Below are 26112 nucleotides of genomic sequence, written 5' to 3' on the forward strand. Positions count from 1 at the left end.
CGGCTGACTTCTTGTCATTCACGGTACCATCACTGGTACCGTTGTTCCTTGTAGGAATTCCTCCCTTTTCAGAACCCTGACAAGACCTCCCCGGGTAAGTCTGACCGCTTTCCACCCGTCGGCACAGGATTTACTAAACGGGACTCGGGTAATGTCGGATTTCGTCTTGTGTGGCAAACTCATCCATCCCTGTTCAGCCTTGTATCCTGTTCCTGTTCGTTGCCGCGTGTGTTTGCGTCCGGCTTCCTTCAGATTCCGGGTCACCCCGGACACCCTTGCCATTCGCTAACGGTTCCCATTACCAAGCCCGTAGTGGACTTTCACCACCAAGCTGTCAGACATGCCGGGCACACCACGAAGACCCCGGATGCAGGAAAGCATCCGGGGTCTTCCATATGCACGGCTCCGCTAAAACAGAACGCAGAAACACACAGCACCTCTATTGTTGAGATGCTGTGGAAGAAAGTTCTTCGATAATTTGTTTTTTTTCCTGCTGCGATACGACGGCTCGTTCACTGAAGACATCGTACCCATTCTTTCTTGCTGCACCGAGAATGCCTCTGTAAAAGTAGGCGGCTGCCTGTACAGGCATCCGTGATTGAAGGGGATAATAATGGATAAGTGCAAGACCCTCTTCGTAATAGTGCTCCGCCATGGCAGCCATCTCTTCCCAGAGTGCGACAAACTGATCATTTACTTCCCCGGTGAGCAGCATGCTCTCCGTATACCCATGCTTCTGCATCAGCTCATCCGGCAGATAATTCCTTCCCAGCGTGCTGTCTTCGCCTACATCACGAAGTATATTCGTTATCTGCATGGCATAACCGAGCTTCACGGCGCTGTCATGCAGCTCTTCTTTTTTCTTTGGAGCGAGAATAGGCAGCAGCATAAGTCCGACAGTGCTTGCAACATGGTAGGAATAATCGAGAACATCCTCCACGGTTTCATATTGCCTGCCGTATAAATCCATTTTCTGCCCTTCGATCATGTCATAGAAAGGTTTCAAGTCGAAGGAGAAATGCTGGAATGTGTCTTCCATCGCTCTCCAGAGTGGGTTGGATCTGTCTATATCTCCAGAAACAAAAGCATCGAATTCGTTCTGAAAAGCAAGCAGTCCCTGATCCGTTCCATCTCCTTCATCTACGACGTCGTCTGCTGTTCTGCAGAAGGCATAGACAGCCCATACAGCCTGTTTCTTTTTCTTCGGCAGGTGCTGGAATGCTTTGGCGAACGTTTTCGAGTGATATTCAATGACTTGTCTGCAGTGATCATACGCATCATCCAGCAGCATCGGATCCCCCTCTCTGCCTCTGTGAATCCGGGCAGTTTTTCTTTCTTCCATCATACCAGAATAAAGGGTGATATGGTTTAGTCTTTCCTGATTTATGCCCATGCCTTCACCTCTTCTTCCAAAATTAATCTTGAAAGCAGTCTGGCACCCTGCATCACGATCGGAACGCCTCCGCCGGGATGAACGGATGCACCGACAGCATAGACGTTGGAGAGGCGGAAGGGTTTCAGCTGCGGGCGGAATACCCCGGACTGACGGAATACGGGGGCAATGCCGAAGCTCCCTCCGTCAAACATCCCTTCTCTTTCTGCATCGTGTGGAGTCTTCCACTCCTCCCATTCAATCAATGAAGCAAAATCCGGATGAATCCTTGAGAAAATCTCTTCTCTGATCCGGTCAGCATAGGCATAAAAAGCTTCTTCCGTATCGGCGGAAGCAGGCGGAACCGGAATGAGAATATATCCGGACGCTTTTCCCGGAGGAGCCAGCGTTTCATCCATCATGGACGGAAGGAAAAAATAGAAAGAAGGCTTCTCAACGAACGCCCGCTGCTGAAAAACGGCATCCATGTGACCTGCATGATCAGCGCCGAGAAAGAAGTTGTGCGGGGCTCTCGTTTCAGGCAGTTCTTTCAACCCGAGATAGATCAAGAGACAGCCGGAAGAAGGTTCGTAGGATCGTCTCGGCTTCTGCACCGTTTTTTCGATCATCGGGAAGTCACCATTGACGATCACACGGTCTGCGGCAAAGCGGCCTCCCGTTGTTCTCAGTGCTGTTGCTCTCCCGTTCTGCTGTTCCACCTCATGCACACGTGTGTTCAGCTTGAGGGTGATTCCACGTTCCTCCATCGCCTCCGCAAGCATCTCACCCAGTGCAGCGAACCCCCCTTTTACATACCAGATGCCATGCTCGTGTTCACTGAAAGGAACAAGGGAATAAATCGCCGGGGTCCGGTCCGGGCTTCCGCCGATATACAGCGTCTGCAGCGAGAAAGCTTGACGCAGCTTCTCATTTTGAAAGTAGGAAGCAGCCTGACGATATACCGAAGCATACGCTTTCAGCTTCATGAGCGTCTGGACATTGCTCTTTGTCCAGAACGTCGATTTCTGATGAAACGAGTTATCGAGAAAGGCCGGTTTCCCCGCGTGAAACCTCTCCCGCATGTCTTTCATGTATAAGTCAAAACCAATCGATTCCCCTGGAGCAAATCGTTCAATCTCTTCCCGCTGCTTTACAGGGTCACTCCATTTCATCAATGTCGTGCCGTCCGCAAAATGGACGGGGTAGAGCGGATCTACACGGATCATGTCCACACGGTCCTGCAGTCCTAAATCTCCCAGGACACTTTGAATCATCTCCGGGAGAAGCACGACGGTCGGACCGGCATCAATCTTGAAGCCGTGCTCCGAGCGGCTGGATAATCTGCCGCCGGGCCGCTCCTGAGCTTCGATAACGGTCACTTCTGCTCCCCGCTGCTGTTCATAAAGAGCCGAGACCATTCCGCCGATACCGGCACCTGCAACGACTGTTTTCATGTAGCCACCTGCTTCCCATCCTGTTTTCGTATCAGTCCTGCTGTGATTTTCGCAGATTCAAAAATTGTCGGCAGGCCGCTGCCTGGATGCGTGCCTCCTCCGGTCAGCCACAGTCCTTCAACATCTTCGAATTGATTGTGCGGCCGGTAATACATCATTTGACTTAAATGATGCGTTAGGTTGAAAGTCGCGCCTTTGTAAATGTGTATATCTTCTTCCCAGCCTTGCGGGGTCAGGACTCTTTCCGTTTTAATCCGGGAGCGCAGGTCCGTTATACCGGCTTTCGTTTCTACCTGCCGCAGGACAAGATCGCGAAAAGCTTCCGTTTCTTCAGCCCAGTTGATTCCGCTCAGATTATTCGGAACAGGCGCCAGAATATACAGCGCGCTGTCTCCCTCGGGCGCAAGTGATTCATCCGTCAGCGAAGCATTTTGAATGTACACAGAAGGATCTTCTGATAATACCCCCCGTTTAGAGATATCTTCAACATTCGTTTTATAATCATCAGCAAAGAAAACGGTATGATGATCTAGATCCACGCTGCCTTCTATTCCGAGGTAGATCATAAAGGTGGAAAGCGAATAGGATTTCTTCGCCAGACGATCGTCCTTGTATTTTTTTCTGCTGCTGTCATCGATCAAGGTGCTGATTCCATGGGCAAAATCTGCGTTCATGACAGTGTGATCCGGTCTGCGCCGTGAACCGTCTTCCAGAACAAGAGAAGCGATTTTCCCGTTTTCTGTATGAATTTTAGCCACACCGCATCCGGTTTTAATAACTGCTCCGAGATCTTCCGCTGCCCGGGCAAGCCCCTTGGTCAGCTGATTCATTCCGCCTTTCGGGTGGTAGATGCCGTATTCATGCTCCATAAAGGACAAAATGGTGAAAGCCCCAGGGCAGTCCCACGGGGACATACCTAAGTATTTGGATTGAAACGTAAAGGAGAGTTTCAACTCTTCTTCCTCAAAATAAGAGGATAAGACATCATAAAGCGAGCGCCCGAGTTCAAGTTCCGGTACCGCTCTCAAACTTCTGAGCCTGACGTAATCAAGCAGAGATGCATGAGGATGTTTAAGCATCGGGGTTAATATCCCGAGTTTTTTCCTTGTATCCTGCATAAACCGCTGGTAGGAAGCACCCGAGCCTGGAAAATGACGTTCCGTTTCTTCAAACATTTTCTGCTCATCGGAACTTGCTCGGATATTACGGCCGTTAAAGCGGAGAGAGTACATCGGATCCAGCCGGATTAGTTCAACGTAATCCTCCATCTTGAGTCCGGAACTCTCAAAAACCTCTTCCAGTATCTGCGGCATACTGAAAAACGTCGGCCCCAAGTCGAACGTGAACCCATCCATCGTAAACGAAGAGGTTCTTCCTCCGACATACGGCTGTTTTTCCAGGACCTCTACCTCGTACCCTGCTCCGGCGAGAACTACTGCGGAGGCGAGCCCTCCTGGACCGGCACCAATAATCGTCACTTGTGTCATTTTCGTGCACCTGCTTCCGTGATAGTTATATTTTTATACATTCCCGAGCCCGAATTGATTTAAACAACCAATATACAAATATTATATACTTCTTCTATGTAATAAAAAAGAGAGCGGCTCAATTCTTCATTGAGCCGCTCTCTCTCACTGGCAGCAGGGCTGTCTGTCCCGAATGTCCGGGCCAAAGTACCGAGACGAGAAAAGAAGGGGCTGTCCTCCGGCAGAGGCATCCTTACTGACCGGTCTTTTTCAACGTCACCAAGTACCAGCCGCCCTCCCGGATCAACGGTTTCACATCTTCAACTTTGAATCCGGCACGCCCTGCGTCAGTATCGATCTCTTCAATAGAAGGAAGCGGATGTAGGTTCTCGTGAGCAGTCATGAATGTATTGAACGCCGTGGTGAACGCAGCTCCGTATTTCGCTTTCACGAGCGGACAGATAATCGTAACACTGCCTCTGGAAGACAGCGCATTAGAAAAGCGTTTGTAAAGCCGCTGACGTTCTTCCCGGGTAAAATAGTAAAGCAGGTTGTGAGCCATAATCATGTCCGTACGCCCATCGAATGTGTCGAGAAATTCATTAATATCTCCCTGACGAATATCAATTTTATCTCCAGCCCGCTGCTGCGCCTTCGCGGCAACTTCACTGCTGAGTTCGACACCAATCAGCTCGGTCTTTGGGTATTTGTCGTGAATGCTCTTTAAGTATCCGCCGAGGCCGCAGCCCAAATCGATCACGCTCGCCGGCTTTTCTTTTTTTACCCACTTCAGAATAGGGTGCACTGCAGCTTTTTCCAGCAGCGTAGACGTTTCGGCAACAATATCAGCAAACTTGTCGGTCAGATAGGTCAGACGCTGGTCCTCTTCCAACAGGCTCGGGTATTGTAAGAGCGTTGGAATGTGCAGCTCCATCATTTCTCGTAGCAGAATACCGACGGATTCTGCGCTGCTTTTGGAGGCATATTTGATCAGCCTTTTCTTGGCTCGATATCGGCCGCCTCGTCCCTCTTTCATGTGACCGACCTGGATACCGACATCGATCCAGCGTTGAAGCAGTTCAGGGGAAAACTCTCTGGATGCTGCTACTTTGTCCACTCTGGACGGGCGCTTAAAAGAATCAAACAAATCCAGCTTATAGCCGACATGGGCATGCCATGTTTTTAAAAAGTTTTCGTTCGTTTTCATCCAGTTTCTTGCCTGGAGTACTCGTTGAAGTTCACTCACTCATCTCACCCGCTTCACTAAATTGTCATCTTTTAGTAAAGAGTTCCCTGATCTGACGGAGGTTAAACACGTTCGGAAGCATCCGGGAACAATTCGTGAAACAACCCGCTGCAGCCCTGCAGGATCAGCTTGTAGGTCTCCTCAAAATCACCCGTGAAATAGGGATCCGGCACATCTTCCTCCTCAGAGTCGGCGAAATCAAGCAGACGGAACACAGCTGCCCCGCCGGTCCCGCTCCCTTTTAAGCTGTGCAGCGTGCCGGCCGTTTCCGCATCCATGGCGATCAGGTAGTCTGACTGGAAATCTTTCTGTGACAGGATCCGTGCCTCCATCCCCGAAGCGTCGATTCCTTCCTGCTCCAGCAGATGAAGGGTGCCCTCATGAGGCTCACTTCCTTCATGCCAATTTCCTGTGCCTGCAGAATCCACGGTAACCCCGGTCAACTGAGCTGCTTCCAGCCATTGGCGAAATACTGCCTCTGCCATCGGTGATCGGCAAATATTCCCGAGACAGACGAATACGATTTTCATTTAAGCACCACCCTTTCAAAATAGAATAGAACCCTTCCTCAAGCGTGCTTTTTCCCTTGCTGTCTGTCAGCGCCTGACTGAAAAAGACCCTGATCATGAATGGTAGATCAGGCTGCGACCCGACTTGGATGCCTCATGTGTTCTGGTATTATTTCTTATGAAAATACCTACTGCCAAGCCTCTCAACGAGTACCGGGGCAGCCTGATAAATTCTTGCTGCTGCTCCCATCCACCACGGGATGCTTATTTCCCGTACACGTCCTGCTATCATTTTTCGAAACAGCACCGCCACTTCCTCCGGGCGCCGCATCAAGTTCGATACTTCTGCCGCATAGCTGCCGTCTTGATCTGCCCCTTCAAAGAACGGCGTATCGACAGGACCTGGATTCACGATACCGACATGAATACCGTGAGACGTCATTTCCATTCTGAAGGCTTGAACAAATCCCTGGAGAGCATGTTTACTTGCCGCATACACACTCGATTTGGGGGTTGCGATTTTTCCTGCGAGAGATCCGGTAAATAAAATTTGCCCTTCCGCCCCTCTCCGTATCATCGAATTAGCTGCTTCTCTGCTGAGAATAACCGGCGCAAGCACGTTCAGCTGCATCATCTGCTCGGCGTCCTCGGTGGTGATATCCACGACGGCATCAAACACAGCCGCTCCGGCATTATTAATGACGACATCAACTGGACCTGCTTTCCGCTCCACTTCCTTGTAAAATCCGGGGAGTTCATCCAGCCGGTCTACAGAAAATTGAAAAGCTTCTATTAATACGCCGCATCGATGGTAGATCAGCTTCTGCGTGCGTATCAATTTTTCTTCGCTTCTTCCGCAGATGATCGGATGGTACCCGTTCTCTGCAAGCTCGAGCGCCAGCGAGGCCCCGATGCCACTCGATCCTCCTGTAATCAGCACGTTCGTATTCATCAAAGACTCCCCTTCTTTGTCTATTCGATATGGATACTTGTCCTGTCAAGGTTGACATTGCGACAGGAACAGACGATAATGAAGCTACTTTTCATTTTATCAGATTTTCTCTCTCATGAACGTTGGAATCAACATAGAGGCAAAGGAGTATCCCCATGAACCTATTTATCATCGGTGCCGGGTCGATGGCGCAGGCGTTGATCGGCGCCTGGCATCAGGGCAGCCACCACATAACCGTAACGAACCACAGCAATGATGAGAGGCTTCAGCAGATGCAGGAACGCTTCGACGTATCGACCAGCCGTTCAACCAGCCGCGCAGCCGAAGCAGATGTGATCATTCTCTCCTGCAAACCAAAGGATTGGGAAGAAGCAGCTGGACGATACATCTCTGTCGTAAAGCCTGGAACCCTTGTCATTTCCGTCATGGCAGGTGTCACGATTGAGTCCATGAAGCACGCCGTACCGCAGGCACACATCGTCCGGGCTATGCCGAATACATCTGCCGCCGTACGTGCATCCATGACATCGCTCGCATTTGATAAAGACATTACGGAGGATCAGCAGAAGCAGGTCCTCGCCCTTTTTGAAGAGGCCGGCGAAACGGCTGTTCTTGAAGAAAGTCTCATGGATGCAGCAACCGCTCTGACGGGTACAGGACCTGCCTATATATACTACTTGATGGAATCCATGGAAATGGCAGCCGCCAACATCGGTATTCCTGAAGAAATCGGCCGCAAGCTTGTCGCTCAGACGCTGATCGGGGCCAGCCGCCGTGTGCAGGAGGAAGAAACGACGCCGAAGGAACTGTATGAACAGATCATGAGTCCCGGCGGTACTACCGAAGCCGGTTTCCATGTTCTTCAGGAAGAACACGTGCAGGAAGCACTGATCTCCTGTATTGCTCGTGCGCACGAACGTTCCCAGGAACTCGGCCGCTCCGGCATCACGCCGGGCGCAGCAGCAGAAACAAGCATGCAGGGAGAGAGCTTGAAGAGGACCACCTGACGAATGAAGCGTCCTGCTTCACGTCAGTACCTGTCATGCCGCGGCCGTTGCAGCAAGCAGCGGTCGCCCCAATACACGGAGACATGCGATTCAACAGTCAGAGATCCCGTCAGAAACATCTGACGGGATCTTCTCTATGCTCTCGTCGTTCATCTCAGACCTGGGGGCGGGCATATAAAGAAGTGGCAACCTGACCGGCAAGTCTAGTAAAATGGACAGGCAGTGTGAACAATGAATACATAAGATTGGTGGAAAACAACATGCCGACCTCGACACGAAACGAACCTGTCTGGAAATCGCGTCTGCGGAAGATCGTCCAGTCGAATTGGTTCACCTGGATCATATTGGCCGTTATCATGTTCAACGCCGCCGTGGTAGGTATTGAAACCTATCCCGGTGTGTATGAAAACAATCAGGGCCTTTTCCTGACGATTGACCGCGTGCTGCTCTGGATTTTCACCGTAGAGATCGCGATGCGTTTTGCTGCTGAAAAAAGCTGGAAAGATTTTTTCAGCAGCGGATGGAACTGGTTTGACTTTCTCATCGTCGCTGCGGGTCATATTTTCGCCGGAGCTCATTTCGTTACCGTCCTGCGTATTCTGCGGGTACTCCGGGTATTCAGAGCCGTCTCTGTCATTCCTTCTTTGAGAAGACTGGTTGACGCACTGCTTCTCACAATACCTTCTCTTGGCAATATTCTGCTGCTGATGGGGATCATCTTTTACATCTTCGGCGTCATCGGCACGATGCTTTTCCAGGAAACCGCTCCCGAGTATTTCGGAACGCTGGAATTGTCCCTTTTGACCCTCTTTCAGGTCGTAACACTGGAATCGTGGGCTTCCCAGGTGATGAGGCCGATTATGGAAGAGCTCTGGTGGTCGTGGATGTATTTCGTCGCCTTCGTGCTGGTAGGTACCTTTGTCGTATTTAATCTTTTTATCGGTGTCATCGTCAACAACGTGGAGAAGGCCGATGACAGCGAAAGTCCGGAAGAGGAAACCCAGAGAGAACTGCGTGAACTTCGATCTGAAATACGGGAACTGAAGGATTTTCTCTATGCCGAAAAAGAGAAAAAATGAAATTGTCAGATTATCTCCCATTTTTACCCCCCCGCTGATTTCATCGTGATATAGTGTACATTATTGAGAAATCAACCGGGAAGGATGGGGATTCCTTTGAGTGAACCAGGCTCCTATAAACAAAAAAAGGTGATCGGAATTGGAATCGCCAGTGAGCTAACAGGTTTATCCGAACGACAGATCCGCTATTATGAAGAACGAAGACTGATATTTCCAGACCGCAGTAAAGGAGGAACTAGAAAGTACTCCTTTGCAGATGTCGAGAAACTTGTCGACATCGCTAACAAGATGGAAGACGGCATGCAGACGTTTGAGATCCGGAAAGAAGAGCTCAAAAAATCCGATGTCCGTAACAAAATGCTCCGCGGTCAGCTGAATGCTGCATTTAAGATGCGTAAATAACAGCTGCAGCCGGACTGCTTTCTGTCATCAAGTCTGCAGAAGAGATGAGCGGGTTGAATCTCGTTGACAACTGTCCGGGATGACTCTACTATTAAGATTGGAAGAATGCCCCGGGCAGCTTTCAATAACAAATAGAGAGTGTGCATGTGTATGCAGAACATCGAAGAACATGATGTATTAAGTGGATCCATTGATTTATTTATCGTACCCTCGGAGGAAGTTGCTCATGTGCAGCCGGACAATTCTCTGGAACATGCGCTGCTGGTACTCGTCAAGTCAGGATACACTGCAATACCGGTACTCAACATGAGTAATGAACTCCAGGGCATCATCAGTAAAGCCCAGATTCTCGATCGCATTCTTGGCATCGAAAGAATCGAACCAGAGAAGCTGCACAGCTGGCTCGTGGAAGAAATAATGGAAAAAGATTATACGTCGGTGAACTACCAGGCACCGTTTGAAAAAGTGATGACACAGTCGATTCAGTATCCCTTCGTCTGTGTAGAGGATGATGAGGGAAGCTTTAAAGGCATTATTCCGCGCAGCAAAATTCTCGCTCATCTGAATGGCTTTCTCCATGACCTCAGGAAGAAAATGCCGCCGCCGGAGAAAAAGCAGCATCAAACGGGCAGATAAACAACTGCTCCCCCTTGTTTCATTCAAGCCCAGCGGAGGCAGTCAGTCCTGTCACCTTACGCGGCTCTATCAAAACGCCCGACGGAACGGTGTGTACCGCAGACACTTCACGGGAAAACGTTTCTTCGTTCTGCGCCCGCGGCTTTAACATCGAAACATGTCCCTGCTTTAAACAACAAACCGACACAAAACCAGAATAGAAAGAAGCCCTTACCTCGTCTTTGGTGAGGGCTTTCTGTACCCAAAGGGTTGGTCCTTCCAATGACTTTCCTCTCTCGGGCAAGGCTACAGCTGACCGTCGGAAGAACATCAACGGGACATCTTCAGCTATTGCTTTTCCCGCGGGTGGCTCTTTTTTCACAACCCGCCCGCTGTATAGAACGCACGATCTAGATTTTTGCTCTGGAAGGCGGACGGTGCCGCCTTGATCCTGCTGAGACTTCTTATTTTTTCCTGCAAAGTAAAGAGGGGCTCTTTACGTGACGGTAAACGGCATCGATTCCGAGATCACCCTGATGTCGAGGAACGATGACGCCAATGTTTGTTCCATTCCGATCCAGATGAATCGAGGAAAGACCATTGATTCAGAAGCAGAAACTGGAGCCTTGGATTATTGAAGGAGCATTTGCGTTTTACCAGCATGTCGATGAGAGGCAGAGCCACGGTAACAGGGCTTGCACTCATTGGCAGTGAACGTGACTAAGTTTACTGTGACGAAACAGGTTCATGATCGCTATTTAGAAACAAAACGCTTTCGACGATCCATTTCGGATCATCGAAAGCGTTTTTTACTTGATAGAGACAGATGCTGCCCAGCCACTTGCAAAGAGCGCAAGGTCAAACCGGACTTTCCATCCGGAGAATACCTCTATACTAACGGCTCTCTACGCTCGTCCAGCAGTCGGACGAGATGACGTTTTCGGTCGGAAAACATTCCTCTCAGCATCAGGGATACGAATGGAGCCGGGACCCAAGCTGAGAATCGGACCCGGTCGATCATCACCGTTCGGCCATCCTCTTCTTTGAAGGCATGAACATGTTCCCATGATTGAAATGGGAACGGCAGCTGCACCCCTTCATCCATAAAATACGCCTTGTCTACTTTCTTCGTAATAACTCCTTTCCAATGGAGACGGAAAAGCAGAAAATTCATCTCCAAATGTACCCGGGATCCCTCAAACACATCTGTATCTCCCAAAATACGAATCTTCGGAAAGGTGGTAATCGCAGCTAAATTCTCATTAGACTGAAAAAAGTTCCATACCTCGTCCAGGCTGTGCGGCAGTTCTGTCTTATAGTAAAATTCTCCATGAAACATCGTCTCACCCTTTCTTTTGACCTCCATCTTTTATATGATTAATACAAAAGACAGGAGGGATTGATGTGGCATTTCGTTTTCAAAAAAGAGTCAAGCTGGCACCGGGAATGCGGTTGAACCTCAGCAAGCGCGGCGTAAGTACATCCTTCGGTCCAAGGGGCGCCTCCGTCTCCGTCGGCCGGCGTGGGGTCTACGGTAACGTTGGTGCGCCGGGGACCGGTTTGTCCTACCGAAAGAAGCTCTCCACTTCCGGGCCACGCGGTGCTCGTAACCAAAACCGCGCCGGCGCACCGGCACGAATCACCCTGGACTGGGATGACACAAAGCAGGATATGGTGTTTCGGGGACCTGACGATGACGTGCTCCCTGAAAAAGATCAGACAGCGCTGCGCCGCAGTCATAAAGAGCTCCTCCGCCAGGAAAGGGAAAAGGCCGCAGCGGCCATTAATCAGCGGACAGAACGACTGCTTCACCTTCATTTGAACAGCTTTTCTGAGGCAGCGCTGGAAGATCGACTCCCGACTCCTCTACCTATTCCCCGGGAAGCGGAGGTTGAAAAGCGTTTTCTTGAAGAAGCGCGCGCGGAAAGAGGATTGCTGCAAAAAGTACTCCATATGATTCCTCCATTTTACGAGCAGTGGAAAGCACCTGTTGTTGAAGAAGCACAGGAAGCATACAAGGAGGAATACGAGGAAGCCATCCTAGTTGAAGAGGAAATCCGTGAGAGGCAGAAGTTGGTATCTGACGTGTATCAAGGAAACAAAAAAGCCATGGAATCGTGGCTGTCCAATGCCCTCGATGAGCTGGATTTTCCACTTCCTACGGATCTGGACTTTACGGTGATGGATCCACAGGTGATCGCCTGCGATATTCATCTCCCACCCCCAGAGAAGGTCCCGGAGGAAGAGGCAGAAGTCATGAAATCCGGTAAACTGAAAATCGAATCGAAAACCCAGCGCGATCAGCGGGATCACTATGCGAGATTGATCGGCGGCAGTGCCCTGTATACGGCCGGTTTCTTTTTTGCGTATGCACCCACGCTGCAGTCACTGCTTCTCTCCGGCTGTTATGAAAGCAGGGATAGTACAACCGGACAGGCAGAAGATGTTTATGTATACAGCGCGCATATCACGCGGGAAGCGCTGCAGGAGCTGGTCCTGGAGCACCTGCATCCTTTCGATGCTCTGGAACACTTCGATGCCGTCACGAATGCGACAAAAACCTATGTACTAAAAGAGATAACACCGCTGCGTCCGGAAGATGTTATTAATTCGGTGCCGGAAAAGTAGCAGTAAAAACGAATGCCGTCTCCAGCGGCTGGAGACGGCATCTTTTGCTGAGGTCCATTTCCGATCGCTTTTTTCTAGGCTTTGTTAAAGCCTAGTGTTGTTATAACAAAAGTACGCCTGCGGCTCTTTTTTCTTCGCTTGCCGCGGAGACATCCTTCCGCTCTCCCTCCCTTACGTCCGGGAGGATCGTCACGCTTTCTTTATCCGCAGGCGTCTCGAAAAATAGCCTGGGCTTGCTCCGCTTCATAAAACTTTCTTTTCTTTCAGAAGGACGGAGCGAAGACCGGCGGACGCCTGTGGAAGAAGGAGATCGGAAGATCCCGCAGGGCGTAAGACCGAGGAAGCTGGAGATTTCCTCCACGGCAAGCCTGCCGAGCTGCAGCGGAGTTTTCTGTCATTATCAACAATAAACAATAAACAATAAACAATAAACAATAAAAGAGCTTTTTTTTAAAAGGCACTTTGCAGGCAGATGCATCTGGTTTTCTGTTTACTAGGCGTACATATTTACGAGCAGACCCTGAATCTCCCCGGTCATCTTCAGCACATCTATCCCCTTTTTCTGCTCATCAAGCACTGCGTTTGTCAAATCGATCAGCTTCGAGTCGACTTCTTTAACGATTTTATACACTTTCGTTTTTCCGCGCCGGTTAAATCCTTTATTCTCCTCCAGATTCAACCCGAGCTTGACGGCATCATCCATAAACTCCTGTACCAGTTTTTTGTATGTACGCAGCTGGTCTACGGTACGAGATTCTGCTAAGTTTTTTCCTTCGTCTTCAATTTTTTTCAGCAGCTGTCCAAGCTTCTCGTACTGTGCACCATTCCGCCCCTGCTTCATGATTTCCTGAAAGGTCACCTTGGCTTCTGTGCCAGTCCCCTGTTTGGCATTCGTCCGCTGCATCGAGGAGCGTCCCACCTTGTTAACTTCCACTGTCTGTCCCTCCTGTTCGTCCGTTTCACCCAGTATACCATTTTACGTCCATCTCTGGGCATGCTTCGCCGAAAAGGTTGCACCTCTTTCGGCTGCATTGATCATTGCTTGTGCGGATGCTTTTTTTGCTGAGCACGGCGTGCGGCTCAGGTTCGGAAGGAAGAGGCTTTTCGTTCTCTCCGTGCCGCGGATCGAACCGCCGTTTCCCGGTTGAGAACTCTTCCTTACCATTTCATGCGAAAAGCGCCTCTACGTTGTAGAGACGCTTCGGTTCGTTCTTACTGCAGCAGCTGCAGGACGCCTTGTGGCAGCTGATTCGCCTGGGCGAGCATCGCAGTAGCAGACTGGTTCAAAATATTGTTTCTAGTAAATTCCGTCATTTCTTTTGCCATATCTGCATCGCGGATCCGGGATTCCGAGCTCGTCAGGTTTTCTATTGTCACCTGCAGGTTGTTGATCGTGTGTTCCATGCGATTCTGCACAGCACCCAGCTTCGCGCGTGCATCCGAAAGCTGATTGATCGCCTGATCAATACTGAAAATGGCTTCGTTGGCCGCCTCGTTGGAGCTCACATCTATTTCATCCACGCCGAGTTCCACCGACGTCATCTCCGGGATGTCGATGTTGACTCCCTGGTTGGCATTCGGTCCGATCTGAAAAGCAAGCGCATTGTTGGTCAGGTTGAAAGTATCTGAAACTAGATCTTCATTGGCCAGCATATTACTATCATAGCTATATTCGATACCCGCATAGCGGAACACACCGTTATTGGACGTGAGCGTTTCGGAGGCACGGATTTTTGTTGGATCGCCGTCTTCATCGATTTCATTCATCGTGAGTTCCGCGCGGGCTTCGATGCTCACTTTCGCCGTTCCGCTGCTGGAGATGCTCTCAGTGTTAAAAGTGAACCCACCAACACTTTCCATGCCGTCATTTTCTGGTCCAGTATCACCGCCTATTTCGACACTCTTCTCCCCGAGGCTTCTGCCGTTCGGATCGAGCACCTCTACATCGGCAACCGGATTATCATCGTCCTCTCGTTCTTCAAAGTTACGGACAATGACGGAATATTCTCCGAATGGCAAATTCTCATCATCAGCAAGACTAAATCCGCCTTCCTCTTCATCAGCATTAGAAAATCCTGCATTCGTCTGCGTAACCCGAACAACCTCTTCCACTCCGTCAACATCCAGCTGATACTGTCCGGTTGCATAGGAGGCATCCATCGGTTTCGGACTCTGCGTCATACCGGTCTCTGACGTGTTTCCTTCCAGTGTGGTCAGTACCGCGCTGCTGCCATCCAGCAGTTTGCGCGTATTGAATTCGGTCTTATCCGAAATTTCATCAATTTCTTCTACAAGCTGATTGATTTCCTTCTGCAGCTGATCTCGGTCCTCACCGGTATTCGTGTCATTGGCTGCCTGCACGGAAAGTTCCCGCATCCGCTGCAGCATCTGATGCACTTCCTCGAGAGCTCCCTCTGACGTCTGCATGAGAGAAATGCCGTCCATCGCATTTCGTTCTGCCATTTCGAGACCGCGGATCTGCGAGCGCATCTTCTCTGAAATGGCCAGTCCTGCAGCATCATCCGCAGCCCGGTTGATCCGGAGTCCGGAGGAGAGCTTTTCAAGGTTTTTGGACGTCGCTTCCTGATTTTGGAACAGGTTTCGGTAGGCATTGAGCGCCTGAATGTTATTATTGATTTTCATGTTGGTCCCCCCTGTTATTGTTCAAACATCATCTGCTGTTCATAAGCAGATACACGCTGGTGCTGCCTCGCTTTTTTCGGCGCTGCTTCTTCTTTGAGCGCTTCCCGCCAGGATGCTGCCACCGGGGCCAGCACTTCTTCTACAGCTTCTATTTTTTCCGCACTCTTGTCGTAATTCGCTTGAATCAGCGTATCCACTGCGTAGCTGTACAGCGCGTCGAGCTGCTCGGCAATAATGCCTCCGCTCTCGTAGTTAATGCCTGCCCCAAGCCGCTGCAGGATGTCCACCGAACGCTGAATCGACTGATTGGCTTCTATGTAGTCACGGTCGGCTATCGCTGTTTTTGCTGTGTTCAGTTTATCCAGCAGCGCTTCATAAAGCAGTGCTGTGATTTCCTGCGGCGATTTTTGATGTAATGCCTGAGATGAAATCATACCCGCTCTCTCCCTTGTATTCACGTTTACTTCCTGTTTCTTATATCGGCATACCGCGGCTGAAGTTAACGATGATATTCAATTTCTTCAATCAGCAGCAGAATTTCTGCGATCACCGCATACAACTGCGGCGGCACATCCTCTCCGAGATCGAGTTCAAGCAGGCTGCTCAGCAGAAAATGATCTTCTTCCATCGGGATATCATGTTCGTCCGCCAGCTCCTTGATCCGCTGAGCCACATAGCCGCTGCCCGAAGCTGTCACCTGTGGTGATCCGCCTCGGCTCTCGTCATACTGGATAACCGCAGCAGAAGGACCGTTCATCTCGCGTTTTTTCACCTGATCGTACCGGCGTTGTATGATCATACTTTATAATCAAATCCTTTCTCCGTCATGATAGCCCGGACTGGTTCGGGAGCAGCTGTTTCAACCACGTCTTCCACCTCGGATGTATAGGCACCGGCATCGATGTTCTGCACGCGGTAGCCGGCCTGTTCCAGCGCCTCCATGTATTTCCCGGTTAATGGCAGGACCATATCTTCAAATCCATCCGTATCATTTTTCAGCTGGATGGACAAGTTTCTTTCCGAAGCCTGCAGCGCAATGCCGAGCGGGCCGAGCGAGGGCGTATCGATGTGGAAGAACAGGTTCATGTTCTCCCAGTCCATGCCTCCCTGCTTTCCTTTATTCTGCATGTATACTTTCAGTTCTTCATTCTCCCCCCGGAGCTGCATCGGCAGCTGGAACTGCATCTGCTGGGCAGGATCCTGACGCTGCTGGAGCTGCCCGCCGTTCATCTGCTGCACGGTCTGCTGGGCCTGCTGCCGGCTTTCATCGTCTCCACCGCGGGAGAACTGCATCAGCATCGAGCGGACATCGCGCTGCTGCTGTTCGCTGATCTGCTTCCCCTGTGCGAGCATCTGAGCCAGATCTGCTTCCCGGGTCATACCGAGCATCCGCATTCCTTCCATGACCTGCCTGCCGGAATGGTCATTATGCGTCAGCATTCTGGCTGCCGCATCATACTGCCGCTGGATCTGCTGCTGCGGCCGGGCGTCTTCCACACGGTTCTGCTCCATCGACATATGCTGAATACGCTGGTGGGAAGGACGATACTGCATCTGGTCAAGCGTTCTTGCTACCTCTCTTACGATCTGCTGGGCTTCAGACGTCCGACCCTGCTGCAGCATGTCCCGTGCCTCACCGAGCCTTGTCCCTGCTCCGAGCAGCTGACGCTCCTGCTTCATATCAGCGTAGAGAAGCCAGTCGCTTTTGGAAACTGCCCGATCCAGCTGCTGAATCGTGTTCTCCAGCATCGGACGGATCTGCACCTGCGTCTGCTGCTGCGTGCGTGACTGCTGCAGCAGCTGGTCCATTCTGCTCAGCTGCTGTACGGTCGAACGCTGAAATTCACGGAAGGTATCCGTGGCCCGTGCCAGGCGTTCTGTCACTTCCGTGATCAAGACCTGTCTGGCGGAGGATCCAAGTGCTTCTTTCACCTCTGCAGCAGCCGCTGCTCTCGACGTGTTTTCTGCCTGCTGCTGTGTATTCATAAGTGGGCGTACCTGTTCCAGCGCGGATGCTGTTTCCCTGCGCGCCTGCAGCTCTCTGCCCTGGTCAAGCTGCTGCTCGATGACCGGCAGGCGCTGTTCCATCACTTCTCGGACCGGAGCCGGCTGATTCGGAAGTTCCTGCCGGATTTGATCCAGACTTTGTCTCAGGTCCGGCTGAAGCTGGACAGACTGCTGCCACTGCTGGACCAAGGAGCTGCCTGTCTGCTGTCCCCCGGCCGGACGTCCTTGTACTGACGTCTCCGGAGAGCCGGATGCAGTGCTTCGGAGTGATTGTTCCAGACGGTCGATAACAGGAAGCGCCTGCTGTCTGCCTCCCTGCGCCTGTGCCTGCAGCATCTGCCGGAGGTGATCATTCACTGTGCGCTGTATTTCCGGGGTGGACTGCCGGCTTGATTCCTGTATCCCTTGAACGGCCTGCCTAAGTCCATTGCCCTGTTCCATCGCCGTCCGCAGCATCGAGGCTGCCTGCTGAATCGTCTGTCCGGATGCTGTCTGCCTTCCTGCAGCTGCCTGGACGGTCTGCAGCTCCCGCATCAGCCTTTCCTGACTTTCAGCCGGCTGTCTGCTGATCATGTCCCGGGCCTGCTGGATGGAAGCTTCCGCAGGTCTGCCCCGCTGCTGATCTGCACGGACCTGCTCGATCATACGGACAGCTTCCGCGTAGCTGTCACGGCTTCCTCCAGATGCGGTCTGCTGGATCCTGTCTGCTGTACTTTCACCGTGGACGGCGCGGTGCATGCTCTGCAGCTGAGCCTGAGACGGCTGGAGCTGTCTGTCTGCTGCCTGCTGCACCGTCTGCATGCGTTCCCGAACAGTCCCAGGTCCACGCTCCATGTACCGCTGGAGGTCCGCTGCTGTTCTCTCGTCCATTCTTACCCCGCGGTCCATAAAGGCTCTTGCTGCACGGACGGTTTCTCTGGATGGCTGTTCAATCCCGAGACGGCGGAGTTCGCGCTGCACTTCGGCCTGACTTCTTCTCGCCTCTTCCGCACCGGATCTGCCACTGCCCGAACGATCCCCCTGTACTTCACGGACGTGCAGCGTTCCTTCCTTTGATCCTTTTACTTCCACTCTGGCGCTGTCACTGGAGGGGACCCCTCCTTCAAAACGGACACGCGTCTCCTGCCCCCGGATTTTCACTTTCGCTTCCTGGTCCGACAGGCGTTCCGAAACCTGCACGCGCACAGTTTCTCCTTCTCGTGGACGGCCGGCCTGCTCCCCGGCTCCTCTTGCAGCGTTTTGTGTCTGCGGCTGTTGAATATCCATGGCGGACAGACTCCTTTACGATCAAAATCTAGATGGCTATTATATCGGCATCACCTCAGGCATTCTTAATCCCTGCCGCGGAAATAACGTCCCTTCTGCAGCGAACCACGGCCATAGTCCTCATTGATACGCTGGATGAGCGCATCTGTCTTCCATTTTTCTGCATCTTTCTCCCAGTCAAATAAGTTGAGCTGCTCGTAGGCAGTCCCCTGTTCGACGGGATCGATGGCAGTAATGCCGACGAGTCTGACCGGCTCACCTGACCACGCCTCTTCCCACAGCTCCTTCGCTGCCTCAAATAGAGCGGACTGCTCCCTCAACGGTTTCTGCAGCCGTTTTGATCGTTGTATCGTTTGAAAGGACCGGTAGCGGATTGTTAATTGTATCCCTTCAGCATAGACGTTTTTCTTCCGGCACCTGTCCTCTACCAGTCCAGCCATATAGTGCATCGTTTCCGCTACATCCTGCCAGCTGACGGCATCTTCCGGAAGGGTTCTTGAATGACCAATGGATTTAAACTCATCGGCGGCATCCGGATCTACGGGCCGGTCATCTTTTCCATTTGCTCTTTCATGAAGCTTGAGGCCATTGCTCCCGAGCAGCTGCCTTAATACTTCCGATTCGGTCTGAGCAAGCAGACCGATAGTATCAATCCCGGCACTGCGCAGTTTTTCTCCCGTTTTCGCTCCGACTCCGTGCATTTCTTCGATCTCGAGCGGCCATAAATGAAGATGCAGCTCTCGACGTCTTAAAACCGTAATCCCCTCCGGCTTTTTCATGTCGCTTGCCATTTTGGCCAGAAATTTATTTGGTGCAATACCGATACTGCAAGGAAGACCGAGCTGCTCTTTAATGTCCTGCTGCATCTGTACAGCGAGCGTATACGGAGCCTCATGACCGGTTACATCGACATAACCTTCATCGATGGACACTTTTTCAACAAGCGGACTGCAGGATCGCAAATAATCGAAGAGCGCTTCGGACTTCTCCCGGTATCTGTCGAAGCGTGGTTCACGAACGAGCAGGTTTGGACAGGCTTTTTTCGCTTCCCAGAGGGGCTGCGGCGGCTTGACTCCAGCACGCCTCGCCTCGTAGCTTGCCGTAACGACAATGCCTTTTCGTTTCTTGGCACTGCCTGCAATCACGAGGGGTCTGCCCCGGACAGACGGATCATCTGCCGCTTCTACAGATGCATAATAACTGTTCATATCAACGTGAAACAGGACCCGCCCGCTCATGTCAGCCTCTCCTTTCAAACGTATGTTCTTTCATTTTACCATCTCCGCTGCTACAAATCTCTAGAAGGATATGCAGCAGACGGAATCGTCAGTAAATAAAGAAAAGTCATATCTCCCTCCGGCCTTCTGTGATATAATGTTAATAACAATGAAAGGTGGTCATGCAGATGAGAGAAGAACACGAAACATGCTACGTCCATGAGACTGTATTGAATCGTGTGCTGACCATCGTCTGTGAATATTCACAGCATGATAGACCTTCACCTACGATTACACAGCTGGCACAGCACGTGGGGTGTTCCGAGGAACTGATTCTCGAATCCCTTGAATTCGGCAGACCTGAAGTGAGACCGCTTCACTGACCACAGCTTATTTTCAACCGGTGCCGCCAGCACGTGAGGCCGTCTCTCTTCCCAGGAGACGGCCTCACGCGTCGTTATGTACGGGAGAACAACAGTCTAAAATAAATGTTGGGGTAGAAGTTCAATTCCGTGGCATCTTTTCTTCCTTTTCAGGCGGACGCTTGCCAAGGGGCTGTCCCTACACTCTCCTCGCCTTGCGAGGAGGATGTTCGGACTGCGCTTATCCCTCTGGCGTCGCCGCCTTTCCCTACTGAAAAGGGTTCTTTTTGTTTTTCTTTTTAAAGAGAATCCTAAGTGCGCCATTTGAAAAACGTCTGAGCATTCCTGAGCCTGTTCAACAGGTGAATGAGAACCAGAACAACAAGGCAGGGCCGCCTCACCAAGAATGTGAGTCGGCCCTGCCTTGTTTTATGTCCTCTCGTGTGTTCCCGCTGAGAAGATGATCCGCGCCTGTCAGGACGCTGCAATGATTCCGTTGCGTTATTCGCCTTTCATGATCGCTTCGACGAGCAGGGCCAATTTCTCCAGTTCCTCAATCGAGATCCGTTCCTCTGTTGTATGAATCTCTTCATAGCCTGTTCCGAGATTGATGGTCGGAATGCCGTGACCGGCGATGATATTCGCGTCACTGCCGCCGCCGCTGCTTTTCACTTGCGGGCTGCGTCCGATCTGCTCGACAGCTTTCTTCGCTCTTTGAACTACCTCATCCTCTTCTGCCTGTTTGTACCCTGGATAGACGACATGGATATCGATATCCACGTCCGTTCCCGCTTCCGAGGCGGCCTGCTCCAGTGCTTGTCTCATCGCTTCCGTCTGAGCCGTCATTTTTTCTTTTACGAGCGAGCGTGCCTCTGCTTTCATTTCTACGCGGTCGCAGACAATGTTCGTCTGAGACCCTCCTTCGATCCGCCCGATGTTGGCCGTTGTCTCTTCGTCGATCCGACCAAGCGGCATCGAAGCAATCGCTTTGGATGCAACTTCTATCGCGGAAATTCCTTTTTCCGGTGCAACACCGGCATGTGCTTTTTTCCCATGCACAACGGCATACAGTTTCGACTGATTCGGCGCTGAAGTAATCAAAGTACCAACGGGCCCATCGCTGTCAAGGGCGTACCCATAGGCAGCGTGAATCAACGAAGTATCCAGATGCCTTGCTCCTACCAGTCCGGACTCCTCCCCGGCCGTGATAATAAACTGCAGACCGCCAGTTTTGATGCCTTTTTCCTGAATCGTCCGGACGGCCTCCAGCATCGCTGCAATGCCGGCTTTATCATCTGCACCGAGTACCGTCGTCCCGTCCGAGTAGACAACACCATCACGCACTTCCGGCTTGACGTCAAGCCCGGGGACGACGGTATCCATGTGGGAAGTGAAATAGATAACCGGCCCATCCAGCTCTCCTTCCATCGTACAGATGAGATTCCCTGCGCCATGGCCGGTTTTTTCTGCAGAATTGTCTTCAACGACATTCATGCCAAGGTTTTCAAATTTCGTTGTCAGCACATCGGCGATGCCGCGTTCATACTTCGTCTCCGAATCTATCTGCACGAGCTCCAGAAATTCCTGCAGCAGTCTGTCTTTATTCATCCGCTTCTCCTCCTGTCTTTCGTATCCGCGGGCTATTATACCACAGGAGGCTACAAAGGAATATTCCCGTGTTTTTTGGACGGTCTCGTCTCTTCTTTGTCTTCCAGCATATGAAGACTGTCCAGCAGCCGAATCCGCGTTTCCCTTGGATCAATCACGTCATCGACCATCCCATTGGCTGCCGCAATGTAAGGGTTGGCGAACTTTTCTCTGTACAACTCAATTTTTTCTGCTCTCGTCTTCTCCGGATTGCTGCTTTCCTTAATCTCTTTTGCAAAGATAATATTGGCCGCACCGTGGGGCCCCATAACAGCTATTTCCGCATTCGGCCAGGCAAAAACAAGATCTGCCCCGATGGATTTACTATTCAGCGCTACATAGGCACCACCGTATGCTTTTCTCGTGATCACCGTGATCTTTGGTACAGTTGCCTCGGAGTAAGCGTACAGGATTTTCGCTCCGTGGCGGATGATGCCGCCGTGTTCCTGCTGCACCCCCGGCAGGAAGCCGGTTACATCTTCAAATGTGACGATCGGTATTCCAAAGCTGTCGCAGAAACGGATAAACCGGGCAATTTTATCGGAAGAATTAATGTCGAGTCCTCCAGCCATCACTTTCGGCTGATTCGCCACAATGCCGATCGAGCGCCCACCGAGTCTGGCAAAGCCGACGACGGCACTTTTAGCAAAACCTTGATGGACTTCCATGAAGGATCCTTCGTCCATGACCTGCTCCAGGACCCTGCGGACATCATAAGGGCGCGACGGATCCATAGGAATATGATCCAGCAGATCAGGCAGAAAATCATCTTCTGCATCCTGTTCAAGCATAGGTGCTTGATCATTCACGTGGGCAGGGAGATAAGAAAGGAGCTGCCGGACCTGCTTCAGGATCTCCTCTTCCGAAGCGGCAGAAAAGTGGGCGTTGCCACTGATGGAACTGTGTACCGAAGCTCCGCCGAGCTCTTCTGATGTGATGCTTTCACCGGTTACTGTCTCAATGACTTTCGGTCCGGTAATAAACATTTGGCTCGTTTTCTCCACCATAAAGACGAAATCCGTGATAGCCGGCGAATACACGGCTCCTCCAGCGCATGGACCAAGGATGACAGAAATTTGAGGGATGACACCGGAATAGACAGCGTTTCTATAAAAGACGCTGCCATACCCATCGAGAGACAGAACTCCTTCCTGAATTCTCGCTCCGCCGGAATCGTTCAAGCCGACAAACGGTGCTTTGCTTTTGACTGCAAGATCCATCACGGCAGCAATCTTTCTCGCGTGCATCTCTCCCAGTGCTCCGCCGTAAACCGTGAAGTCCTGGGCGAACAAAAAGATTTTACGGCCGTTGACCAGGCCGTAGCCGGTGACAACTCCCTCCCCGGGTGCCGAACCTTTCTCCATCCCCGGTTCATCAAAACGATGTTCGATGAAAGGCTGCAGTTCTGTGAACGTTCCCTCGTCCAGCAGCAGGTCAATCCGTTCTCTCGCCGTCAGTTTTCCTTTATCGTGCTGTCTGCGGCGCCGTTCGTCGCCGCCTCCCATTTCTACTTTCCGCCGTTTATCATACAGTTCGTTTAACTTATCATACATGTCCATGCTGATCCGCCTCCGTCAGTTCTACAAGTGTTCCCGAAGCAGCAGATGGATGCAGAAAAGCAATCGGGTGTCCTTTTGCACCTGGTTTCGGTTCCTCATCCAGCATCTGCACACCGCGGGTTTTCAATTCCTGGATCCGGTCTTTGATGCCGGTCGTCTGAAAAGCAAGATGGTGCAGTCCCGGCCCGCGCTTGTCCAGGAAACGCTGGACCGGACTGTTCTCACCAAGCGGCTCGAGCACTTCGAGCGTCACGTTGACGGCCGGCAGAAAAGCAACCCGGACTCCTTGTTCCGGCACTTCAACGACTTGTTCCACCCGGAGTCCGAAATGGGTACGGTAGAAATCAGCTGTCTCCTCGATCGAGTACGCTGCAATGCCGATGTGATCGACGGCAGCCGCTTCTTTCACCACTGTTTCTCCTGCGATTTTTCGTTCAATGTAATGAACGATATCCGCCGTGGGAGTACCTGGTGTGAATATTTTAGCAATCCCTTCTTCTTCCAGCCGCTGAATATCCTGCACCGGGATGACTCCGCCGCCAATGACGAGCATATCCGATGCTTCCGCTTTCTCCAGCTCTTTCATCACTTCCGGGAACAGAACATTGTGTGCTCCGGACAGGCTCGACAGTCCGATCACATCCACATCTTCCTGCACAGCAGCCCGGACAATCTGGGCCGGTGACTGCCGCAGACCCGTGTAGATGACTTCCATCCCTGCATCCCGCAGTGCCTGGCTGATCACCAGTGCCCCGCGGTCATGGCCGTCAAGACCGGGTTTGGCAATAAGTACTCTGATAGCTGACATTCTTTTTCCCCCTAAGCTGAATATTCGCCGAATACACTGCGGAGGGTATGACAGATTTCTCCAACCGTAGCGTAGGCTTTCACTGCATCGATAATGGGATACATGAGATTTTCCTGTCCGGCAGCGCCGTCCTTGATGCGCTGCAGATGACGCTTTACTTCTTCATGATTCCGCTCTTCCCGGATTTGTTCCAGACGGTTGATCTGCGAAGACACAAACGCCTCATCTACCTTCATGACATCAGGATCAGCTTCCTCTTCTGTTCGGTAAGCATTGACCCCGACCACGACTTCCTCTCCACTTTCCTGCCGCTTCTGGGTTTCATAGGCAGCCCGATGGATCTCCTGCTGCATGTACTGGGCTTCCACGGCCTGGACCGCTCCCCCCAGATCCTGGATCCGGTTCATGTACTTCGCAGCTTCTGATTCGAGCCTATCCGTCAGTTCTTCGATAAAATACGACCCGCCGAGAGGATCAATCGTATCTGCTGCCCCACTTTCATGGGCGATGATCTGCTGCGTCCGCAGGGCAATACGTGCCGACGACTCTGTCGGGAGCGACAGCGCCTCATCCTTCGCATTTGTGTGCAGACTCTGTGTCCCGCCAAGCACAGCAGCGAGTGCCTGCAGCGTTACGCGGATGACGTTATTTTCCGGCTGCTGGGCGGTGAGGGTGGAGCCGGCCACCTGCGTATGAAACCGAAGCTGTTCGCTTTTAGGATTCTTCACTTCATAATGCTCCCGCATAATGCGGGCCCACATCCTCCGTGCTGCACGGAATTTGGCGATTTCTTCGAAAAAGTCATTGTGGCCGTTAAAAAAGAACGCGATTCTCGGGGCAAACGCATCGATATCCATGCCTGCAGCTGCGGCAGCATCCACGTAAGCCGCGGCATTCGAGAGCGTAAACGCCAGCTCCTGAACGGCTGTCGATCCGGCTTCCCGAATATGATAGCCGCTGATGCTGATCGTATTGAACTGAGGTGCTTCCTGACTGCAGTAGGCAAATATATCAGTAATCAGCCGCATCGACGGCTTCGGCGGAAAAATATACGTTCCCCTGGCGATATACTCCTTTAAAATATCGTTCTGAATCGTCCCCTTTACTTCCGCTGCGGACACGCCCTGCTTTTCCGCCACAGCAATGTACATCGCGAGCAGCACAGCAGCTGGTGCATTGATCGTCATCGATGTACTTACGTCTTTGAGCGAAATCTGATCAAAGAGAATCTCCATGTCTTCAAGGGAATCGATGGCAACCCCTACTTTTCCTACTTCACCCGCCGCCATCATATCGTCCGAGTCGTAGCCGATCTGCGTTGGGAGATCAAAAGCGACAGAGAGGCCTGTCTGCCCTTGTTCGAGCAGATAGCGGAACCGTTCATTCGTCTCTGCAGCTGAGCCGAATCCCGCATACTGCCGCATAGTCCAGAGACGGCCCCTGTACATGGAATGACGAATACCCCGGGTGTATGGATATTCACCGGGAAAGCCGACTTTATTTATGTAAGCGCTGTCAAATTCGGTTGGTGTATAGAGAGGCTCCACCTCCAGCCTGGACCCTGTCTGAAATACGTCTTTTCGTTCAGGTTGTTTCGCAGCCTGCTGCTTCACTTTTTCCTGCCACGCTTTATACGCTTCTCTGTACTGCTCCATGACGATGCCTCCCAATCTGAATGTGTGTTCATTATACCATAAGCAGGGAAGCGTTCCCATCCTCTTGAAATAAACGACCGGAGAGGTTAAAATGAGGGGAGTGAAAAGATAAAGGAGGGTCGCTCATGCCTCGTAAATTCCGTAAAGCGATCGTTTATATGATGATTATTGTGATGTTTGTCGGTACTGCACTTATGGGAGTGTCCGCATTTTAACTC

General features: G+C 51.5%; 25 protein-coding genes. 8 read left to right on the plus strand and 17 right to left on the minus strand.

The features are described from left to right. Positions 1–439: 439 nt before the first annotated feature. The 6 genes from G477_RS0102525 to G477_RS0102550 form a co-directional block, all read right to left on the minus strand. Entirely contained in the window at positions 440–1291 is an 852-nt protein-coding gene (locus tag G477_RS0102525) for a phytoene/squalene synthase family protein (protein WP_156897273.1), read from the minus strand. Between the two features lie 92 nt (positions 1292–1383). Then, complete coding sequence (locus tag G477_RS0102530; RefSeq protein WP_026696603.1) at positions 1384–2826, minus strand: phytoene desaturase family protein; 1443 nt, start codon at positions 2824–2826, stop codon at positions 1384–1386. Further along, positions 2823–4313 carry a phytoene desaturase family protein gene (locus G477_RS0102535; protein WP_026696604.1) on the minus strand — a complete coding sequence of 497 codons (1491 nt, stop codon included), beginning with the start codon at positions 4311–4313 and terminating at the stop codon, positions 2823–2825. Before G477_RS0102535 ends, G477_RS0102530 begins: the two co-directional genes overlap by 4 nt. 232 nt (positions 4314–4545) lie before the next feature. Further along, positions 4546–5538, minus strand: a complete 993-nt coding sequence (locus G477_RS0102540) for a class I SAM-dependent methyltransferase (RefSeq protein WP_026696605.1) — start codon at positions 5536–5538, stop codon at positions 4546–4548. A 62-nt stretch (positions 5539–5600) separates the two neighbouring features. Next, a complete protein-coding gene (locus G477_RS0102545; RefSeq protein ID WP_026696606.1) occupies positions 5601–6068 on the minus strand; it encodes a low molecular weight protein-tyrosine-phosphatase in 468 nt (155 codons plus the stop codon). A gap of 148 nt (positions 6069–6216) precedes the next feature. Further along, complete coding sequence (locus G477_RS0102550; RefSeq protein WP_035211023.1) at positions 6217–6999, minus strand: SDR family NAD(P)-dependent oxidoreductase; 783 nt, start codon at positions 6997–6999, stop codon at positions 6217–6219. Between the two features lie 155 nt (positions 7000–7154). Here G477_RS0102550 and proC point away from each other — a divergent pair, with 155 nt between their 5' ends. From proC to G477_RS21100, 5 genes are all read left to right on the plus strand, one after another. Beyond that, complete coding sequence (gene proC, locus G477_RS18505; RefSeq protein WP_051287627.1) at positions 7155–8006, plus strand: pyrroline-5-carboxylate reductase; 852 nt, start codon at positions 7155–7157, stop codon at positions 8004–8006. A gap of 260 nt (positions 8007–8266) precedes the next feature. Beyond that, on the plus strand, positions 8267–9085 hold the full coding sequence (locus G477_RS0102560) for an ion transporter (protein WP_035211027.1): 819 nt from the start codon (positions 8267–8269) through the stop codon (positions 9083–9085). 96 nt (positions 9086–9181) lie between these two features. After that, complete coding sequence (locus G477_RS0102565; protein WP_026696609.1) at positions 9182–9487, plus strand: MerR family transcriptional regulator; 306 nt, start codon at positions 9182–9184, stop codon at positions 9485–9487. A 150-nt stretch (positions 9488–9637) separates the two neighbouring features. Further along, positions 9638–10123 carry a cyclic-di-AMP-binding protein CbpB gene (gene cbpB / locus G477_RS18510; protein WP_051287639.1) on the plus strand — a complete coding sequence of 162 codons (486 nt, stop codon included), beginning with the start codon at positions 9638–9640 and terminating at the stop codon, positions 10121–10123. 479 nt (positions 10124–10602) lie between these two features. Beyond that, entirely contained in the window at positions 10603–10740 is a 138-nt protein-coding gene (locus tag G477_RS21100) for a hypothetical protein (RefSeq protein ID WP_156897263.1), read from the plus strand. Between the two features lie 251 nt (positions 10741–10991). On the opposite strand, the gene G477_RS0102585 is transcribed toward G477_RS21100, so the two are convergent. Beyond that, on the minus strand, positions 10992–11441 hold the full coding sequence (locus tag G477_RS0102585) for an SRPBCC family protein (protein ID WP_026696610.1): 450 nt from the start codon (positions 11439–11441) through the stop codon (positions 10992–10994). Positions 11442–11506: 65 nt separating this feature from the next. Here G477_RS0102585 and G477_RS0102590 point away from each other — a divergent pair, with 65 nt between their 5' ends. Continuing rightward, entirely contained in the window at positions 11507–12730 is a 1224-nt protein-coding gene (locus G477_RS0102590) for a DUF4236 domain-containing protein (RefSeq protein ID WP_035211031.1), read from the plus strand. A 493-nt stretch (positions 12731–13223) separates the two neighbouring features. Here the strand turns inward: G477_RS0102590 and G477_RS0102600 are convergent, their stop codons facing one another. From G477_RS0102600 to G477_RS0102630, 6 genes are all read right to left on the minus strand, one after another. Beyond that, the gene (locus tag G477_RS0102600) at positions 13224–13664 is read right to left on the minus strand and encodes a YaaR family protein (RefSeq protein WP_026696613.1); all 441 of its coding nucleotides are present in this window, start codon (positions 13662–13664) and stop codon (positions 13224–13226) included. A gap of 278 nt (positions 13665–13942) precedes the next feature. After that, positions 13943–15373, minus strand: a complete 1431-nt coding sequence (locus G477_RS0102610; RefSeq protein ID WP_026696615.1) for a flagellin N-terminal helical domain-containing protein — start codon at positions 15371–15373, stop codon at positions 13943–13945. A gap of 14 nt (positions 15374–15387) precedes the next feature. Then, complete coding sequence (gene fliS / locus G477_RS0102615) at positions 15388–15807, minus strand: flagellar export chaperone FliS (RefSeq protein WP_026696616.1); 420 nt, start codon at positions 15805–15807, stop codon at positions 15388–15390. Positions 15808–15872: 65 nt separating this feature from the next. Next, on the minus strand, positions 15873–16172 hold the full coding sequence (locus G477_RS0102620; RefSeq protein ID WP_415783241.1) for an EscU/YscU/HrcU family type III secretion system export apparatus switch protein: 300 nt from the start codon (positions 16170–16172) through the stop codon (positions 15873–15875). Next, on the minus strand, positions 16169–18646 hold the full coding sequence (locus G477_RS0102625; RefSeq protein WP_026696618.1) for a hypothetical protein: 2478 nt from the start codon (positions 18644–18646) through the stop codon (positions 16169–16171). Before G477_RS0102625 ends, G477_RS0102620 begins: the two co-directional genes overlap by 4 nt. A gap of 65 nt (positions 18647–18711) precedes the next feature. Beyond that, positions 18712–19884 (minus strand): DNA polymerase IV, encoded by a 1173-nt coding sequence (locus tag G477_RS0102630; protein WP_026696619.1) that lies wholly within the window; start codon positions 19882–19884, stop codon positions 18712–18714. Between the two features lie 167 nt (positions 19885–20051). Here G477_RS0102630 and G477_RS18515 point away from each other — a divergent pair, with 167 nt between their 5' ends. Continuing rightward, positions 20052–20246, plus strand: coding sequence for a hypothetical protein (locus tag G477_RS18515; RefSeq protein WP_035211033.1), 195 nt, complete (start codon positions 20052–20054; stop codon positions 20244–20246). A 480-nt stretch (positions 20247–20726) separates the two neighbouring features. Here G477_RS18515 and G477_RS0102640 read toward each other — a convergent pair whose 3' ends face one another. From G477_RS0102640 to G477_RS0102655, 4 genes are read right to left on the minus strand one after another with little or no spacing between them, the layout of a single operon-like run. Then, positions 20727–21833, minus strand: coding sequence for a M20/M25/M40 family metallo-hydrolase (locus G477_RS0102640; protein WP_026696620.1), 1107 nt, complete (start codon positions 21831–21833; stop codon positions 20727–20729). 50 nt (positions 21834–21883) lie between these two features. Next, entirely contained in the window at positions 21884–23431 is a 1548-nt protein-coding gene (locus G477_RS0102645) for an acyl-CoA carboxylase subunit beta (RefSeq protein WP_026696621.1), read from the minus strand. After that, on the minus strand, positions 23418–24239 hold the full coding sequence (gene mce, locus G477_RS0102650; RefSeq protein WP_026696622.1) for a methylmalonyl-CoA epimerase: 822 nt from the start codon (positions 24237–24239) through the stop codon (positions 23418–23420). Before mce ends, G477_RS0102645 begins: the two co-directional genes overlap by 14 nt. A gap of 11 nt (positions 24240–24250) precedes the next feature. Then, complete coding sequence (locus G477_RS0102655; protein WP_026696623.1) at positions 24251–25894, minus strand: acyl-CoA mutase large subunit family protein; 1644 nt, start codon at positions 25892–25894, stop codon at positions 24251–24253. Between the two features lie 125 nt (positions 25895–26019). Between G477_RS0102655 and prli42 the strand changes: the two genes are divergently transcribed. After that, positions 26020–26109, plus strand: coding sequence for a stressosome-associated protein Prli42 (prli42, locus tag G477_RS21105; RefSeq protein ID WP_156897264.1), 90 nt, complete (start codon positions 26020–26022; stop codon positions 26107–26109). Positions 26110–26112 lie beyond the last annotated feature (3 nt).

Origin of the sequence: Alkalicoccus chagannorensis DSM 18086 (genome assembly GCF_000429725.1) — a bacterium.
GTDB classification, from domain to species: Bacteria; Bacillota; Bacilli; order Bacillales; family Salisediminibacteriaceae; genus Alkalicoccus; species Alkalicoccus chagannorensis.